Below are 14,494 nucleotides of genomic sequence, written 5' to 3'. Positions count from 1 at the left end.
GGGCGCGGCGGGCGGGGAATGCGCCGGAGGCGTCGCGCGTTTGGGAGGAGGTGCGCCTTTCTGGCACACTCTTCCTTTGGACCGGTTCACGGCCGAGCGACCCACCACGGTGGGCAGCGACGACACCGACCCGGCCGACTACCTCGAGGAGAACACGTTGAAGAAGGACCTTCACCCCGACTACGTGGAGACCACGGTCACCTGCACCTGTGGCAACACGTTCACGACCCGCAGCACCGAGACGTCCGGCAAGATCTCTGCCGACGTGTGCTCGCAGTGCCACCCGTTCTACACGGGCAAGCAGAAGATCCTCGACACCGGTGGCCGCGTGGCCCGGTTCGAGGCCCGTTACGGCAAGAAGGCCGCCAAGTAGGTCTCCCGCACGCCGGCTCCCACGACTTCGGTCGTCGGGGGCCGGCGTTCGTCGTATCCGTCCGTCTCCAGGGATGTCTCCCCGGACGTCTCCCCCCAAGTTCCTGAGCCGAAGGGCCTGCCGTGCTCGAATCCGTCCAGTCGATCCTCGACGAGTACGCCGAGCTCGAGCAGCAGCTCGCCGACCCTGCCGTGCACGGTGACCAGGACCTCGTGCGCACGCTGAACAAGCGGTATGCGGCGTTGGCGCCCACCGTCGCAGCCGCGCGCGAGTGGACGGCGGCCGGCGACGACCTGACGGCCGCACGCGAGCTCGCCGCCGACGACGAGTCGTTCGCCGAGGAGGTGCCCTCGCTCGAGTCGCGCCTCGCGGCTGCCGAGGAGCACCTCCGGCACATGCTCGTGCCGCGCGACCCCGACGACGACCGCGACGTCATCCTCGAGGTCAAGGCGGGTGAGGGCGGCGACGAGTCGGCGCTCTTCGCCGGGGACCTGCTGCGGATGTACCTCCGTTATGCCGAGCAGCGCGGCTGGCGCACCGCCGTCGAGGACGCCACCGAGAGCGACCTCGGCGGCTACAAGGACGTGCGGGTCTCGGTGCGTGCCAAGGGCGCTCCGGGTCTCGGAGAGGGACCGTGGGCTCGCCTGAAGTACGAGGGCGGAGTCCACCGCGTGCAGCGCGTGCCCGTCACCGAGAGCCAGGGCCGCATCCACACCTCGGCCGCCGGGGTCCTCGTCATGCCCGAGGCCGAGGAGGTCGAGGTGACGATCGACCCCAACGACCTGCGCATCGACGTCTACCGCAGCAGCGGTCCCGGCGGGCAGAGCGTCAACACGACCGACTCGGCCGTGCGCATCACCCACCTCCCGACCGGCCTCGTCGTCTCGTGCCAGAACGAGAAGTCGCAGCTGCAGAACAAGGAGGCCGCGATGCGCGTCCTGCGAGCCCGGCTGCACCAGCTGGCCCAGGACGAGGCCGACGCCGAGGCGAGCGCCGCCCGCCGGTCACAGGTGCGCACCGTCGACCGGTCCGAGCGCATCCGGACCTACAACTTCCCTGAGAACCGGATCTCCGACCACCGCACGGGCTACAAGTCCTACAACCTCGACGCGGTCCTCGACGGCGACCTCGACCCGGTGGTGCAGTCGGCGATCGACGCCGACGAGGCGGCCAAGCTCGCGGCCCTCGCCGCCGACGGGTCCGACGCGTGACGGACCTGCGTGACGGTGTCCGGGCCGCCGCCGCGCGCCTGCGCGAGGCCGGCGTGGTCTCGGCCGACGTCGACGCTATCGCGCTCGCGGCCCACGTCCTCGGCGTCGACTCCTCGGAGGTGCGTCGCCTCATGGTGCTCGGCGGACGCACGCTCCCGAGCACGTATGCCGTCCTCGTCGACGAGCGCGCCGGGCGGGTGCCGCTCCAGCACCTCACCGGACGGGCCCACTTCCGGCGGCTGACCCTGGCCGTGGGGCCCGGGGTCTTCGTGCCCCGACCCGAGACCGAGGTGCTCGTCGACCTGGCCCTCGCCGAGGTCGACCGGGTGCTCGCGCTCGGCCGGTCCGAGCCGGTGCACGTCGTCGACCTCTGCTCCGGGTCCGGCGCGATCGCGCTGTCGGTCAAGGACGAGCGGCCCGAGGCGGAGGTGCGGGCGCTCGAGCTGTCGCCCGACGCCTACGCCTGGGCCGTCTCCAACCGGGACCGGCTCGGCCTCGACGTCGACCTCGTGCAGGGCGACGCGACCGCGGCGTGCTTCGAGGAGTGGGCCGGCGGCATCGACCTCGTGACCATCAACCCGCCCTACATCCCGGTCGGGGCCGTGCCCGTCGACCCCGAGGTCCGCGACCACGACCCCGACATCGCGCTCTACGGCGGCAGCGAGGACGGGCTGGCGATCCCGCTCGCCGTGGCCCGGGTGGCGGCCGGTCTGCTCCGTCCGGGGGGACTCGTGCTCGTCGAGCACGCCGACTCGCAGGGCGAGAGCCTGCCACGCCGGCTCGGGGCCACTGGGGAGTGGGTCGAGGTGGAGGACCACCGGGACCTTGGTGGTCGTCCCCGGGTCACGCGGGCCCGTCGCGCCGACTGACCCGCGCCCGCGAGGGTGACAGGCACACCCCTCAGACGGAGGCCCCGGTGGAGGCCGTGACGAGGGCGCGGGCGCACTCGCGGGCCACCGCGGGCGCCTCGGGGCTCGCGTCGAGCGAGCCGCTCGCCAGGCCGCCGTCGAGCAGGAGCGTCAGGGAGCGCGCCAGCGCCTGCGGGTCCGGTGCGCCGGCCTGCTCCGACAGGTCCCGCACCCAGTCGAGCACGGCGCTCTTGTGCGCGACGGTGCGGTCGTGGACGGCGCTGCCCGGCTGCGACTCGGCCGCCGCGTTGATGAAGGCGCAGCCGCGGTAGCCCTCGCGCCGGCACGCCGAGCCCAGCGCGTCGAAGAGCCCGACGAGCTGCGCCGCGGGGGACTCGCCCGCAGCCCGGGCCGCCTCCTTCAGCTGTCCCGTCCAGACGCCGTCGACCTTGTCGAGGTAGGCCACGACGAGGTCGTCCTTCGCGGGGAAGTGCTTGTAGAAGGTCGCCTTGGCCACGCCGGACTCGGCGATGATGAGGTCGACCCCGACCGCGCGGATGCCCCGCGCGTAGAAGAGCGAGAAGGCTGTGTCGAGGATGCGCTCGCGCGCGGCGCTGAGGCGGGGCGGCGTGGCGGTGGGCATCGGGCTCCTCGGTTCGTGCGACGGCGTCGGCGCCAGCATACCTTGCAGGTAGACAGATCTGTCTGTTACGTTCAGGACCGTGGGGCAGACAGACTTGTCTACTTCGACCTCGACCCACACCGGACCACCTCCAGGAGAACCTCCATGAAGATCGCAGTCCTCGGCACCGGCTCGGTCGGCCGGACGATCGCCGGCCGCCTGTCCGGCCTCGGCCACGACGTCACGGTCGGCACGCGCGACCCGCAGGCCACCCGGGCCCGCACCGAGCCCGACGGCACGGGCAACCCGCCCTACTCGGCCTGGGCGGCGGACCACGACCGGGTGCGCCTTGCCACCCTCGCCGACGCGGCCGCCTCGGCGGAGCTCGTCGTCAACGCCACGAGCGGGCACGGCGCGCTGCCGGCCCTCGAGGCAGCCGGTGCGGACCACCTGGCCGACAAGGTCGTCCTCGACATCTCGAACCCGCTCGACTTCTCGAACGGCTTCCCGCCCACCCTCTTCGTCAAGGACACCGACTCCCTCGGCGAGCAGGTGCAGCGGGCGTTCCCGCGGGCCCGAGTCGTCAAGACGCTCAACACCCTCACGGCCGAGCTCATGGTCCACCCGGAGAACCTCGGGCAGGAGTCGTCCGTCTTCGTGTCCGGCGACGACGCGGCGGCCAAGGCCACCGTGACCGAGCTGCTCACGTCCTTCGGCCACACCGACGTCATCGACCTCGGTGACATCACGACGGCCCGTGGCACCGAGATGCTGCTGCCCGTGTGGCTGCGCCTGATGGGCTCACTGGGCACGGCGGCGTTCAACTTCAAGGTCGTGCGCTGACGTGGCGGGCCCCGTGACCGGTGCCGAGGGCCCGATGGCGGGCCGGACCGTGCTCGTCACCGGCGGCACCGGCGGCATCGGGCTGGCCACGGCCACCCGCCTCGCCGGTCTCGGGGCCCGGGTCGGGATCGTCGGACGCGACGCGTCCCGCGCGGAGTCGGCGGCGACCTCGATCCGCACCGTCGGTGGCCGGGTCGACGTCTTCGTGGCCGACCTCTCCGCCCAACGCGAGGTGCACTCGCTCGCCGAAAGGGTGCTCACGGCATACCCACGCCTCGACGTCCTCGTCAACAACGTCGGCGGCTACTGGGCGACACGGCACGTGACGGCCGACGGCCTGGAGCGCACCTTCGCCGTCAACCACCTCGCACCTTTCCTGCTGACCCACCTGCTGCTCGACCGGCTGCGCGCGAGCGCCCCTGCCCGCGTCGTCACCGTGTCGTCGGGCGCGCAGGCCATGGGTCGCATCGACCTCGACGACCTCCAGGGCACCCGGGACTACAGCGGGCAGCGCGCCTACAGCCAGTCCAAGCTCGCCAACGTCATGTCCACCTACGAGCTCGCGCGCCGGCTCGCGGCGGTCGACGGCGCGGCCGTCACGGCGAACGCACTGCACCCCGGCGTCGTCCGGACCGCCTTCGGCCAGGAGGACTCCGGCCCGTGGATGCGGCGACTGCTCCCTGTGGTGCGGCCGCTCATGAAGAGCCCCGAGCGTGGGGCGGACACCTCCGTCCGTCTCGCGTCGTCGCCCGAGCTGGAGGGCGTGTCCGGCCGCTACTTCGTGAATGGCAGGGCGAGCCGCTCCTCGCGCGCGTCCTACGACACCGAGGTGGCCGCGCGGCTCTGGTGCGCCTCGGCCGAGCTCGTCGGCATCGAGCCGTCCTGACGGCTCGTCGGCCCGCCCTCCCGCGCGCCGCCGGGTGCCCCCGCCGGGTGCCCGGCCGGCGCCAGTAGGCTCGGCCCGTGAGCGAACGCTACGACTGCACCGACCCCGAGGGGCGGGCCGAGGGCATCCCGGCCGCGGCCTCGGCCGTCCGACGCGGCGAGATCGTCGTCCTGCCGACCGACACCGTCTACGGCGTCGGCTGCGACGCCTTCGACGCGACAGCCGTCGCCTCGGTCCTCGCGGCCAAGGGACGGGGACGCGACATGCCGCCCCCGGTCCTGATCCCGACGGCGCGCACGGCCCAGGGCCTCGCGACCCAGGTGCCCGACTACGCGCAGCGGCTCATGGAGAAGTTCTGGCCCGGACCGCTGACGCTGGTGCTCAAGGCCCAGACGTCACTGCACTGGGACCTCGGCGAGACCAACGGCACGGTCGCGCTCCGGGTGCCCGACCACGAGATCACCCTCGAGCTGCTCGGCGACATCGGGCCCATGGCCGTGACGAGTGCCAACACCACCGGCGATCCCGCGGCCCTGACCGTCGACGAGGCCCAGGGCATGCTCGGCGAGTCCGTCGGCGTCTACCTCGACGGTGGGCCTGCCGGCGGCGGTCTGCCCTCGACGATCATCGACTGCACCGGCGAGACGCCCGTCACCCTGCGGGTCGGCGCGCTCTCGCAGGACGACATCGACGCGGCGCTCGAGCCGGAGCCGGAGCTCGAGGCCCCGGCTCCCGACCCCGTGGTCGACGACCCGGCCGCCGTGGGGGAGTGGAACGACGTCTCCACCCCCGAGCAGCAGTCCGACGGTCCCAGCACGACCCCCTAGAGTTGGCTCGCGCTCGCGCCCCACTCCCGACCCACCCGGAGAACTCCCATGGCTGACGACACGTTCTACGGCTCCGACTTCGGTGCCCTGAAGTCCTTCGACCCCGACATCGCCGGGGTGCTCCTGTCGGAGCTCGACCGCATCCGCGGCGGGCTGCAGCTCATCGCGAGCGAGAACATCAGCTCGCCGGCCGTGCTGACGGCCCTCGGGTCGACGCTGTCGAACAAGTACGCCGAGGGCTACCCGGGGCGCCGGTACTACGGCGGCTGCTCCGAGGTCGACAAGGCCGAGACGATCGCCATCGAGCGGGCCAAGGCCCTCTTCGGCGCCGACCATGCCAACGTCCAGGCCCACTCCGGTGCGAGCGCCAACCAGGCCGTCTACGGCGCCTTCATGTCGCCCGGTGACACGATCCTCGCGATGGCCCTGCCGATGGGCGGCCACCTGACGCACGGCACCAAGGTCTCCTTCTCCGGCAAGTGGTTCAACGCCGTGCACTACGGCGTCGACGCCACGACCGAGGACATCGACTACGACCAGGTCGAGGCGCTCGCCAAGGAGCACCGCCCCAAGGTCATCTGCGCCGGTGGCTCCGCCATCCCGCGTCTCATCGACTTCGCGCGCTTCCGTGCCATCGCCGACGAGGTCGGCGCGATCCTCTGGGTCGACGCCGCGCACTTCATCGGTCTCGTCGCCGGCAAGGCCATCCCGTCGCCCGTGCCGTACGCCGACGTCGTGACCTTCACGACGCACAAGGTGCTCCGCGGCCCGCGCTCCGGCGCCCTCGTCTGCAAGGCCGAGCACGCGGCCGCCATGGACAAGGCGATCTTCCCGATGATGCAGGGCGGCCCGCAGATGCACACCATCGCGGCCAAGGCGGTCAACTTCAAGGAGGCCGCGACCCCCGAGTACGCCCAGTACGCCAAGGACGTCATCGCCAACAGCCAGCAGCTCGCCTCGAGCCTGCTCGAGCTCGGCATCCGTCCGACGACCGGCGGCACCGACACGCACCTGTCGCTCCTCGACCTGCAGGGCGTCGGCGTCACCGGCAAGGAGGCCGAGGAGCGCGCCGACGCGGCCGGGATCGTGCTCAACAAGAACGCCATCCCCTTCGACCCGCAGAAGCCCAACATCGCCTCGGGCATCCGCGTGGGCACGCCGTCCGTGACGACGCAGGGCATGGGCCTGGAGGAGATGAAGCAGATCGCGACGCTCATCCACCAGGCCGTCACGCAGGGCGACGCCGACCCGGACCACGCCGTCAGCAAGCAGGTTCGCGCGGAGGTCACGGACCTCGTGACCCGCTTCCCGGCATACCCACGCTGAGTCGTCCCACATCGTCGTCCCACGTCCCGGCGACGGCGCCCGAGCGAAGGTCGGTAGGTGCACGAGTACGTCCTCGTCCTCATCGTGGCCGCTGCGGTCACGTACCTCGCCACACCCTTCGTGCGGAGCCTCGCCGTGGCGACGGGTGCCTTCACCCCGGTCCGCGAGCGCGACGTCCACAAGACGCCGATCCCGCGGCTCGGGGGAGTGGGCATCTACATCGGGTTCGTGGCGGCCGCGCTCGTGGCGCGGGCGCTGCCCTACCTCGGCTCCCTCTTCTCGACGAAGCAGATCATCGGCGTGGTCGCGGCGGGCGGGATCGTGTGCCTCGTGGGGGCCTTCGACGACATCCGTGAGCTCGACTGGCTGACCAAGCTGGCCGGCCAGATGCTCGCCGCGGGCCTGATGGCCTACACCGGCGTGCAGCTGCTCTCGCTGCCGATCTTCGGCACGACGATCCTACCGACCCCCGTGCTCGTGCTCTTCACGGTGCTCGTCGTCATCGCCTCGACCAACGCGGTCAACTTCATCGACGGGCTCGACGGGCTCGCCGCCGGTGTCGTCGGCATCGCGGCGTTCGCCTTCTTCATCTACAGCTACCTCGTGTCGCGGTCCTTCGTGCCGGCCAACGTCTTCTCGACGGCGACGTTCATCAGCGCGGCCCTCGTGGGGTGCTGCGCCGGCTTCCTGCCGCACAACTTCCATCCGGCCCGGCTCTTCATGGGCGACTCCGGCGCCCTGACCCTCGGCCTGCTGCTCTCGGCGGCCACGATCACCCTGACCGGCAACGTCGACCCCGGCCAGGTCAGCGCCAACGAGGTCTCGGCAGCCTTCCTGCCGATCCTCGTGCCCCTGGCCGTGCTCCTGCTGCCGTTCCTCGACATGGTCCTCGCCGTCGTGCGCCGCACCCGCGCCGGTCAGCGCCCGTGGCAGCCCGACGCGCTGCACCTGCACCACCGGATGCTCCGCATCGGCCACGGCCACCGCCGGGCCGTGCTCATCCTCTACCTGTGGGCCGCCATCGTGGCCCTGGGATCGGTGTCCTTCGTCATCTGGGACGGCCTTCGTCCACTGGCGGTCGTCGGGGCGGCCGCGGCCATGGGTGTGGTGCTCACGGTGTGGCTGCCGCGGTGGAGGCCCTCGGAACGCTTGTGATAGCATTCACAAGCACCTGAGGGCAGCCTGACAAGGCCACCGCGGGCGCCCGATCCGCTTCACCGCACCACGGTCCGAGCCCGACCCGGACCAGCCCGAGCCCCGCCCGCACTACGCCTCCACGACGCACCCAGGCAGGTTTTCTTGAGCGCCACACCGGCACCGAACGCATCACAGTCCGATGCGTTCGCCCAGCTCCTCCGGGGCTCGCTGCTGCCGACCGCCGTCACCGGCCTCGTGTGCGTCGTCGTCGGGTTGTTCTCCAGTCCCAAGGCCGCCTGGTCGGCCGCGCTCGGTGCGGCGCTCGTCATCTTCTTCTTCAGCCTGACGCTGCTCGTCATGAAGCGCACGGCCGACCTCCCGCCCACGACCACGATGATGATCGTCATGGCCACCTACACCTTCAAGGTGCTGGTCCTCGGCGTCGTCATGTTCGCCCTGCGCGACGTCACCTGGGCCTCCGGCTACGCGATCGGGCTGTCCGTCACGATCTGCGCGGTCGTCTGGCTCTTCTTCGAGATGCGCGCCTACAAGCGGCTGCGCATCTTCGCCTACGACCCGGACGGCGCGGCCTCCCTCGAGGCCCCGAGCGACCGGGAGCCGCGTGATGAGCAGTGACCACGGAGGTGCACATGTCCACGCCCTCACAGCCCGAGCCGACCTCACCCGACGAGCCGTCGGCGGAGGACAAGGCCGAGGAGCTGCGGTCCTTCAACATCCGCGAGCAGGACTCGGCCTGGCGGGCCGTGGCCTACCTGCTGACCGGCCCGCTGATCTACGGCGGCCTCGGTGCCCTCGCGGACCACTGGCTCGGCACGGGGTGGCTCGTCGGAGCGGGGATCGTGGGTGGAATGGCCCTGTCGCTCTACCTCATCTGGTTCCGATACGGTACCCAGTGAGCCCGCAGACGAGCCCGACGGCCACCGCGCCGCCCGCCAGCGCGTCGCCTGCCGGCCCGCAGACCCGGGGCCCCGCCGGGAGCCCGCACCCGAGCACCGCCCCTGCACCGCTGACGCCGTCCGTCAGCCGAAGCGCCCAGAACCTACGAAGGAGTAACCCGTGAGCATCGTGGCCGCCGCCCCGACGGACTACACCGCCCCCGGTGTCGAGGAGTTCTGGCAGCCCCTCATCGGTGACGGCGCATGGGCGATCACGCGCCCCATGTTCCTCATGGCCCTCTCGATCATCCTGATCAGCTGGTGGCTGCTGGCCACCACGCGCAAGAAGGCTCTCGTCCCGAGCAAGGGCCAGATGGGGACCGAGGCCGTCTACGGCCTGGTCCGCAACGGGGTCGCCAAGGACCTCATCGGCAGCCACGAGTTCATGAAGTTCGTGCCGCTGCTGTTCTCGATGTTCGTGCTGATCCTCGTCAACAACCTCTTCGGCGTCATCCCGCCGATGAGCTACCCGACGATGAGCCGCATCGGCTTCCCGATCGCCCTGGCCCTCATCGTCTGGGTCGTCTTCCACGTCGTCGGCATGAAGAAGCACGGCTTCATCGGCTACTGGAAGTCGCTCGTCCCCTCGGGCCTGCCCAAGGGGATGATCATCCCGATCTTCATCCTCGAGCTGATCACCGACCTCTTCACGCGTCCGGTCACGCTCGCCCTGCGACTCTTCGGCAACATGTTCGCCGGCCACATCCTCATGGTCCTGTTCATCACGGGTGGCTGGTACATGCTGACCTCCGGCGGCATCCTCGTCGTCGCCGGTGGCGTGACGTGGATCTTCGCCTTCATCATGACGCTCTTCGAGCTGCTGGTGGAGTTCCTGCAGGCCTACGTCTTCACCCTGCTCGCCGCGCTCTACATCGCGGGTGCCGTCGCCGACGAGCACTGAGCGTCCCCGCGCGTCCACCGCGCGCAGCACCACCCGCACCACCGCACGAGCACCACGAACCAGCTTCGCCCCAGCCCGTCTGGTAACCGCCAGCCGGACAAGACAAGAAGGAATGGAACAAACATGACTGGCAACATCGCCATCCTCGGTTACGGCCTCTCCGCCATCGGCCCCGGTATCGGTGTCGGTCTGATCTTCGCCGCCTACATCAACGGCGTCGCCCGTCAGCCCGAGGCCCGCGGCATGCTCCAGCCGATCGCCTTCCTCGGCATGGCCATCACCGAGGCGCTCGCCATCTTCGGTATCGCGCTCGCGTTCGTCTTCAAGGGCTGACGCCCCTCCCCAGGGGCAGCTCGAAGCACCGACCGTCTTTTCTCTCTAGGAGAAGCTCATGCAAGCAGTGACCGTGACCGCCGAAGGCGGCGAGGGCTTCTGGGCCACCGCGGCACCGATCATCCCGCACCCGCTGGAGTTCTTCTTCGGCCTGGTGTGCTTCGCGATCCTCTACGTCGTGGTGTCCAAGAAGGTCGTGCCGCGCCTTGAGCAGATCTACGCCGAGCGCACGGCTGCCATCGAGGGCGGCATGAACAAGGCGGAGGAGGCCCAGGCCCAGGCCCAGGCCGCGCTCGAGCAGTACCAGGCTCAGCTCGTCGAGGCTCGCTCCGAGGCCGCGCGCATCCGTGAGGACGCCAAGGCCCAGGGCGCGCAGATCATCGCCGAGATGCGCGAGCACGCCGCCTCCGAGGCGTCGCGGATCACCGAGACGGCACACAAGCAGATCGAGGCCGAGCGCCAGCAGGCGGTCGTCTCGCTCCGCAGCGACGTGGGCCGCATCTCGACCGACCTCGCGAGCCGGATCGTCGGGGAGTCCCTCCACGAGGAGACCCGCCAAAAGGGCATCGTCGAGCGTTTCCTCGCCGAGCTCGAGTCGGGCGACGTCGTGCGCGAGAAGGTCGGCGGCGCCGCCGGCAGCCAGGGCGGAGACGCCTGATGCAGGGACCCTCACGCGCAGCAGCGGCGGCGAGCCGCGAGGCGTTCACCGGCGTCCTCGCTGCCGGTGCCGACCGCTCGCGGTTGGCCGAGGAGCTCTTCGCGGTCGTCGGCGTCATCGACGGCAGCGCGACCCTGCGCCGCGCCGTGGCCGACCCCTCGCGGGACGGTGCCGACAAGGCGCAGCTCGCCGAGCGCCTGTTCGCGGGCAAGGTCAGCGCCGAGGCGCTCGTCGTGCTCAAGGGCGCCTTCGGGCAGCGCTGGAGCTCCGAGCGTGACCTCACCGACGCGGTCGAGGGGTATGCCGTCGAGTCCGTCATCGCCTCGGCCGAGGCGGGCGACCGTGCCGACCGGGTCGAGGACGAGCTCTTCCGCTTCGAGCGCATCGTCGCGGCCGACCCGGCCCTGCGTGCGGCGCTGACCGACTCCCAGGCACCGGCCGACCGGCGCGCCGACCTCGTGTCGTCGCTCCTGCGCGACAAGGTCGCCCCGGAGACCCACGTGCTGGCCCGCCAGGCGGTCGTCGCCCCCCGCGGGCGTCGGTTCGACCGGGTCGTCGAGCACTACCTCGAGACGGCCTCGCGCCGCCGCGAGCAGCAGACGGCCACCGTCACCTCGGCCGTCCCGCTCACCGACGAGGACCGGGGCCGCCTCGCGGCGGGCCTGGCTGCCATCTACGGCGGCACCGTCCACGTCAACACCGTCGTCGACCCGCGGGTCATGGGCGGGATCAGGGTCGAGATCGGTGACGAGCTCATCGACGGCACCGTCATCCGCAAGCTCGATGCGGCCCGCCGGGCCATGGGTGCCTGAGGCACCCACCACCAGCTGTGAACAACCATTGGCCCGTCCTGCGGGTCGAGACCGAGGAGAAGATCTGACATGACGGAGCTTTCGATCCGTCCGGAGGAGATCCGGGACGCTCTGGATTCGTTCGTCCAGTCCTACGAGCCCGGCGCTGCCTCCCGCGAAGAGGTCGGCCGCGTCACCGACGCCGGTGACGGCATCGCTCACGTCGAGGGTCTTCCCTCGGCCATGACCAACGAGCTGCTCCAGTTCGAGGACGGCACGCTCGGCCTCGCCCTGAACCTCGACGTCCACGAGATCGGTGTCGTCGTCCTCGGTGACTTCGCCGGCATCGAGGAGGGCCAGACCGTCAAGCGCACGGGCGAGGTCCTCTCCGTCCCGGTCGGTGACGACTTCCTCGGCCGCGTCGTGGACCCGCTCGGCAACCCGATCGACGGTCTCGGCGACATCAGGTCCGACGAGCGTCGCGCCCTCGAGCTGCAGGCGCCCAACGTCGTCCAGCGCAAGTCGGTGCACGAGCCGCTCCAGACCGGCATCAAGTCGATCGACGCCATGACGCCCATCGGCCGCGGCCAGCGCCAGCTCATCATCGGCGACCGCCAGACCGGCAAGACCACGGTCGCGATCGACACGATCATCAACCAGAAGCGCAACTGGGAGTCCGGCGACCCCGACGCCCAGGTCCGCTGCATCTACGTCGCCATCGGCCAGAAGGGCTCGACCATCGCGTCGGTCCGCGGCACGCTCGAAGAGGCCGGCGCCCTGGAGTACACCACGATCGTCGCGGCCCCCGCGTCCGACTCGGCCGGCTTCAAGTACCTCGCCCCCTACACCGGCTCGGCCATCGGCCAGCACTGGATGTACCAGGGCAAGCACGTCCTCATCGTCTTCGACGACCTGAGCAAGCAGGCCGAGGCCTACCGCGCCGTGTCGCTGCTGCTGCGCCGTCCGCCGGGCCGCGAGGCCTACCCGGGTGACGTCTTCTACCTGCACTCGCGGCTGCTCGAGCGTTGCGCCAAGCTCTCCGACGACCTCGGCCACGGCTCGATGACCGGTCTGCCGATCATCGAGACCAAGGCGGGCGACGTCTCGGCGTACATCCCGACCAACGTCATCTCGATCACGGACGGCCAGATCTACCTGCAGGCCGACCTGTTCAACGCCAACGTGCGTCCGGCCATCGACGTGGGTGTCTCGGTCTCCCGAGTCGGTGGTGCCGCGCAGATCAAGGCGATGAAGTCGGTCGCCGGTCGACTCAAGCTCGACCTCGCGCAGTTCCGCGCCATGGAGGCGTTCGCCATGTTCGCCTCCGACCTCGACCCGGCCTCACGGGCCCAGCTCGCCCGTGGCGCGCGCCTCGTCGAGCTGCTCAAGCAGCCGCAGAGCTCGCCGTACCCCGTCGAGGAGCAGGTCGTCTCGATCTGGACCGGCACGACCGGCAAGCTCGACGACATCGCCGTCGAGGACGTGCGGAACTTCGAGTCCGAGCTGCTCGAGGCGCTGCGTCGCGACGGCAAGATCCTCCAGACGATCCGCGAGACCCTCAAGCTCGACGACGACACCGAGACGGCCCTCTCGAAGGTCGTCGACGAGGTCAAGTTCACCTTCCGGGGCACCGGCCGCGACGGCCTGCAGGCCGGCAACGAGGAGTTCGACGAGATCGCCGACGACCAGATCACCCAGGCGCAGATCGTCAAGCAGAAGTGACCACCTCCCGTGTGCCGTCCGGCCCAGCCGGCGGCGCACGGGAGCGGGCGTGAGCCCACCCTGCCGGCAACCACAGACTTTTAGAGACCAAGAGAGGCGGAGCACATGGGAGCGCAGATGCGGATCTACCGCCAGCGCATCAAGTCCGTCAACTCCATCAAGAAGATCACCAACGCGATGGAGCTGATCGCTGCCGCACGCGTCGTCAAGGCCCGCCAGCGGGCCACCGAGGCGATGCCGTACACGACTGCGCTGACCCGCGCCGTGTCCGCGGTGGCGACCAACACGAACGAGGACCACCCGTTGACGACGGCGAAGGAGACCGCCAAGCGGGCCGGTGTCGTCATCATCACGGCGGACCGCGGACTTGCCGGTGCCTACTCCGTCGCGGCGATCAAGGAGAGCGCGGAGCTGGTCTCCAAGCTGACCGCCGAGGGCAAGGAGGTCGTGCCCTACCTCGTGGGTCGCAAGGCCGTGAGCTACTACAAGTTCCGCAAGCGCGACTACGCCGCCGAGTGGACGGGCTTCTCCGACGCGCCGACGTTCGAGAACGCCAAGGAGATCGCCGACCGCATCACCGCCGACTTCCTCAAGCCCACCGAGGAGGGCGGCCACGACGAGATCCACATCGTCTTCACCCGCTTCCGCTCGATGGTCCGCCAGGACCCGCACGTGCTGCGACTGCTGCCCCTCGAGGTCGTCGAGGCCGACGAGGCCCGGGACGACGAGGGCCTGGACCTCAGCGTGCACCACTACGAAGAGGGTCAGATCCCGCCGGAGTACTCCTTCGAGCCGGGTGCGGCCGAGGTCCTCGACCTGCTCCTGCCGAAGTACGTCCGCAACCGCATCTTCACGGCGCTGCTCAGCTCGGCAGCGTCCGAGCTGGCTGCCCGCCAGCGCGCGATGAAGTCGGCGACCGACAACGCGACGGAGCTGATCAAGACCTACCAGCGCCTCGCCAACCAGGCCCGTCAGGCCGGCATCACCCAAGAGATCAGCGAAATCGTGGGCGGCGCGAACGCCCTCGCCGACGCCCAGAAGTAACGCCCACAGGTAAGGA

Annotated in this window: 17 protein-coding genes; 16 read left to right on the top strand and 1 reads right to left on the bottom strand. The window is 70.6% G+C overall.

Translation table 11 applies throughout. The annotated features are described in order from the left end of the window. The first annotated feature begins 157 nt into the window (after positions 1 to 157). The 3 genes from rpmE to prmC all read left to right on the top strand — a co-directional run bounded on the left by rpmE (position 158) and on the right by prmC (position 2,453). Positions 158 to 373, top strand: a complete 216-nt coding sequence (rpmE, locus tag ABD297_RS14460; RefSeq protein ID WP_344255827.1) for a 50S ribosomal protein L31 — start codon at positions 158 to 160, stop codon at positions 371 to 373. Between the two features lie 122 nt (positions 374 to 495). Continuing rightward, entirely contained in the window at positions 496 to 1,584 is a 1,089-nt protein-coding gene (gene prfA / locus ABD297_RS14455) for a peptide chain release factor 1 (RefSeq protein WP_344255702.1), read from the top strand. Further along, the gene (gene prmC / locus ABD297_RS14450; protein ID WP_344255700.1) at positions 1,581 to 2,453 is read left to right on the top strand and encodes a peptide chain release factor N(5)-glutamine methyltransferase; all 873 of its coding nucleotides are present in this window, start codon (positions 1,581 to 1,583) and stop codon (positions 2,451 to 2,453) included. Before prfA ends, prmC begins: the two co-directional genes overlap by 4 nt. 31 nt (positions 2,454 to 2,484) lie before the next feature. On the opposite strand, the gene ABD297_RS14445 is transcribed toward prmC, so the two are convergent. Then, positions 2,485 to 3,075: a TetR/AcrR family transcriptional regulator gene (locus ABD297_RS14445; protein ID WP_344255698.1), complete on the bottom strand. Its 591-nt coding sequence runs from the start codon at positions 3,073 to 3,075 to the stop codon at positions 2,485 to 2,487. Positions 3,076 to 3,219: 144 nt separating this feature from the next. Between ABD297_RS14445 and ABD297_RS14440 the strand changes: the two genes are divergently transcribed. The 13 genes from ABD297_RS14440 to ABD297_RS14380 all read left to right on the top strand — a co-directional run bounded on the left by ABD297_RS14440 (position 3,220) and on the right by ABD297_RS14380 (position 14,478). Further along, entirely contained in the window at positions 3,220 to 3,897 is a 678-nt protein-coding gene (locus ABD297_RS14440) for an NADPH-dependent F420 reductase (protein WP_344255696.1), read from the top strand. 13 nt (positions 3,898 to 3,910) lie between these two features. Then, the gene (locus ABD297_RS14435; RefSeq protein ID WP_344255694.1) at positions 3,911 to 4,783 is read left to right on the top strand and encodes an SDR family oxidoreductase; all 873 of its coding nucleotides are present in this window, start codon (positions 3,911 to 3,913) and stop codon (positions 4,781 to 4,783) included. A 77-nt stretch (positions 4,784 to 4,860) separates the two neighbouring features. Beyond that, on the top strand, positions 4,861 to 5,610 hold the full coding sequence (locus tag ABD297_RS14430; RefSeq protein WP_344255692.1) for an L-threonylcarbamoyladenylate synthase: 750 nt from the start codon (positions 4,861 to 4,863) through the stop codon (positions 5,608 to 5,610). Between the two features lie 48 nt (positions 5,611 to 5,658). After that, positions 5,659 to 6,936 (top strand): serine hydroxymethyltransferase, encoded by a 1,278-nt coding sequence (locus ABD297_RS14425; protein ID WP_344255690.1) that lies wholly within the window; start codon positions 5,659 to 5,661, stop codon positions 6,934 to 6,936. 57 nt (positions 6,937 to 6,993) lie between these two features. Further along, positions 6,994 to 8,091, top strand: a complete 1,098-nt coding sequence (locus tag ABD297_RS14420) for a glycosyltransferase family 4 protein (protein ID WP_344255688.1) — start codon at positions 6,994 to 6,996, stop codon at positions 8,089 to 8,091. Between the two features lie 144 nt (positions 8,092 to 8,235). Beyond that, a complete protein-coding gene (locus ABD297_RS14415) occupies positions 8,236 to 8,709 on the top strand; it encodes a Cg1360 family ATP-synthase-associated protein (protein WP_344255686.1) in 474 nt (157 codons plus the stop codon). 14 nt (positions 8,710 to 8,723) lie between these two features. Further along, positions 8,724 to 8,990: an AtpZ/AtpI family protein gene (locus ABD297_RS14410; RefSeq protein WP_344255684.1), complete on the top strand. Its 267-nt coding sequence runs from the start codon at positions 8,724 to 8,726 to the stop codon at positions 8,988 to 8,990. A 160-nt stretch (positions 8,991 to 9,150) separates the two neighbouring features. Next, complete coding sequence (gene atpB / locus ABD297_RS14405) at positions 9,151 to 9,930, top strand: F0F1 ATP synthase subunit A (protein ID WP_344255682.1); 780 nt, start codon at positions 9,151 to 9,153, stop codon at positions 9,928 to 9,930. Between the two features lie 123 nt (positions 9,931 to 10,053). Continuing rightward, entirely contained in the window at positions 10,054 to 10,263 is a 210-nt protein-coding gene (atpE, locus tag ABD297_RS14400; protein ID WP_020142944.1) for an ATP synthase F0 subunit C, read from the top strand. 58 nt (positions 10,264 to 10,321) lie between these two features. After that, complete coding sequence (locus tag ABD297_RS14395; RefSeq protein ID WP_344255680.1) at positions 10,322 to 10,921, top strand: F0F1 ATP synthase subunit B; 600 nt, start codon at positions 10,322 to 10,324, stop codon at positions 10,919 to 10,921. Next, positions 10,921 to 11,733 carry a F0F1 ATP synthase subunit delta gene (locus ABD297_RS14390; protein WP_344255678.1) on the top strand — a complete coding sequence of 271 codons (813 nt, stop codon included), beginning with the start codon at positions 10,921 to 10,923 and terminating at the stop codon, positions 11,731 to 11,733. Before ABD297_RS14395 ends, ABD297_RS14390 begins: the two co-directional genes overlap by 1 nt. 69 nt (positions 11,734 to 11,802) lie before the next feature. Then, a complete protein-coding gene (atpA, locus tag ABD297_RS14385) occupies positions 11,803 to 13,434 on the top strand; it encodes a F0F1 ATP synthase subunit alpha (RefSeq protein ID WP_344255676.1) in 1,632 nt (543 codons plus the stop codon). Between the two features lie 105 nt (positions 13,435 to 13,539). Then, the gene (locus tag ABD297_RS14380; protein WP_344255674.1) at positions 13,540 to 14,478 is read left to right on the top strand and encodes a F0F1 ATP synthase subunit gamma; all 939 of its coding nucleotides are present in this window, start codon (positions 13,540 to 13,542) and stop codon (positions 14,476 to 14,478) included. Positions 14,479 to 14,494: the final 16 nt, after the last annotated feature.

The organism is Terrabacter carboxydivorans, from assembly GCF_039532035.1.
Lineage (GTDB): Bacteria > Actinomycetota > Actinomycetes > Actinomycetales > Dermatophilaceae > Terrabacter > Terrabacter carboxydivorans.
This window is presented reverse-complemented; position numbering and strand designations above follow the sequence as displayed.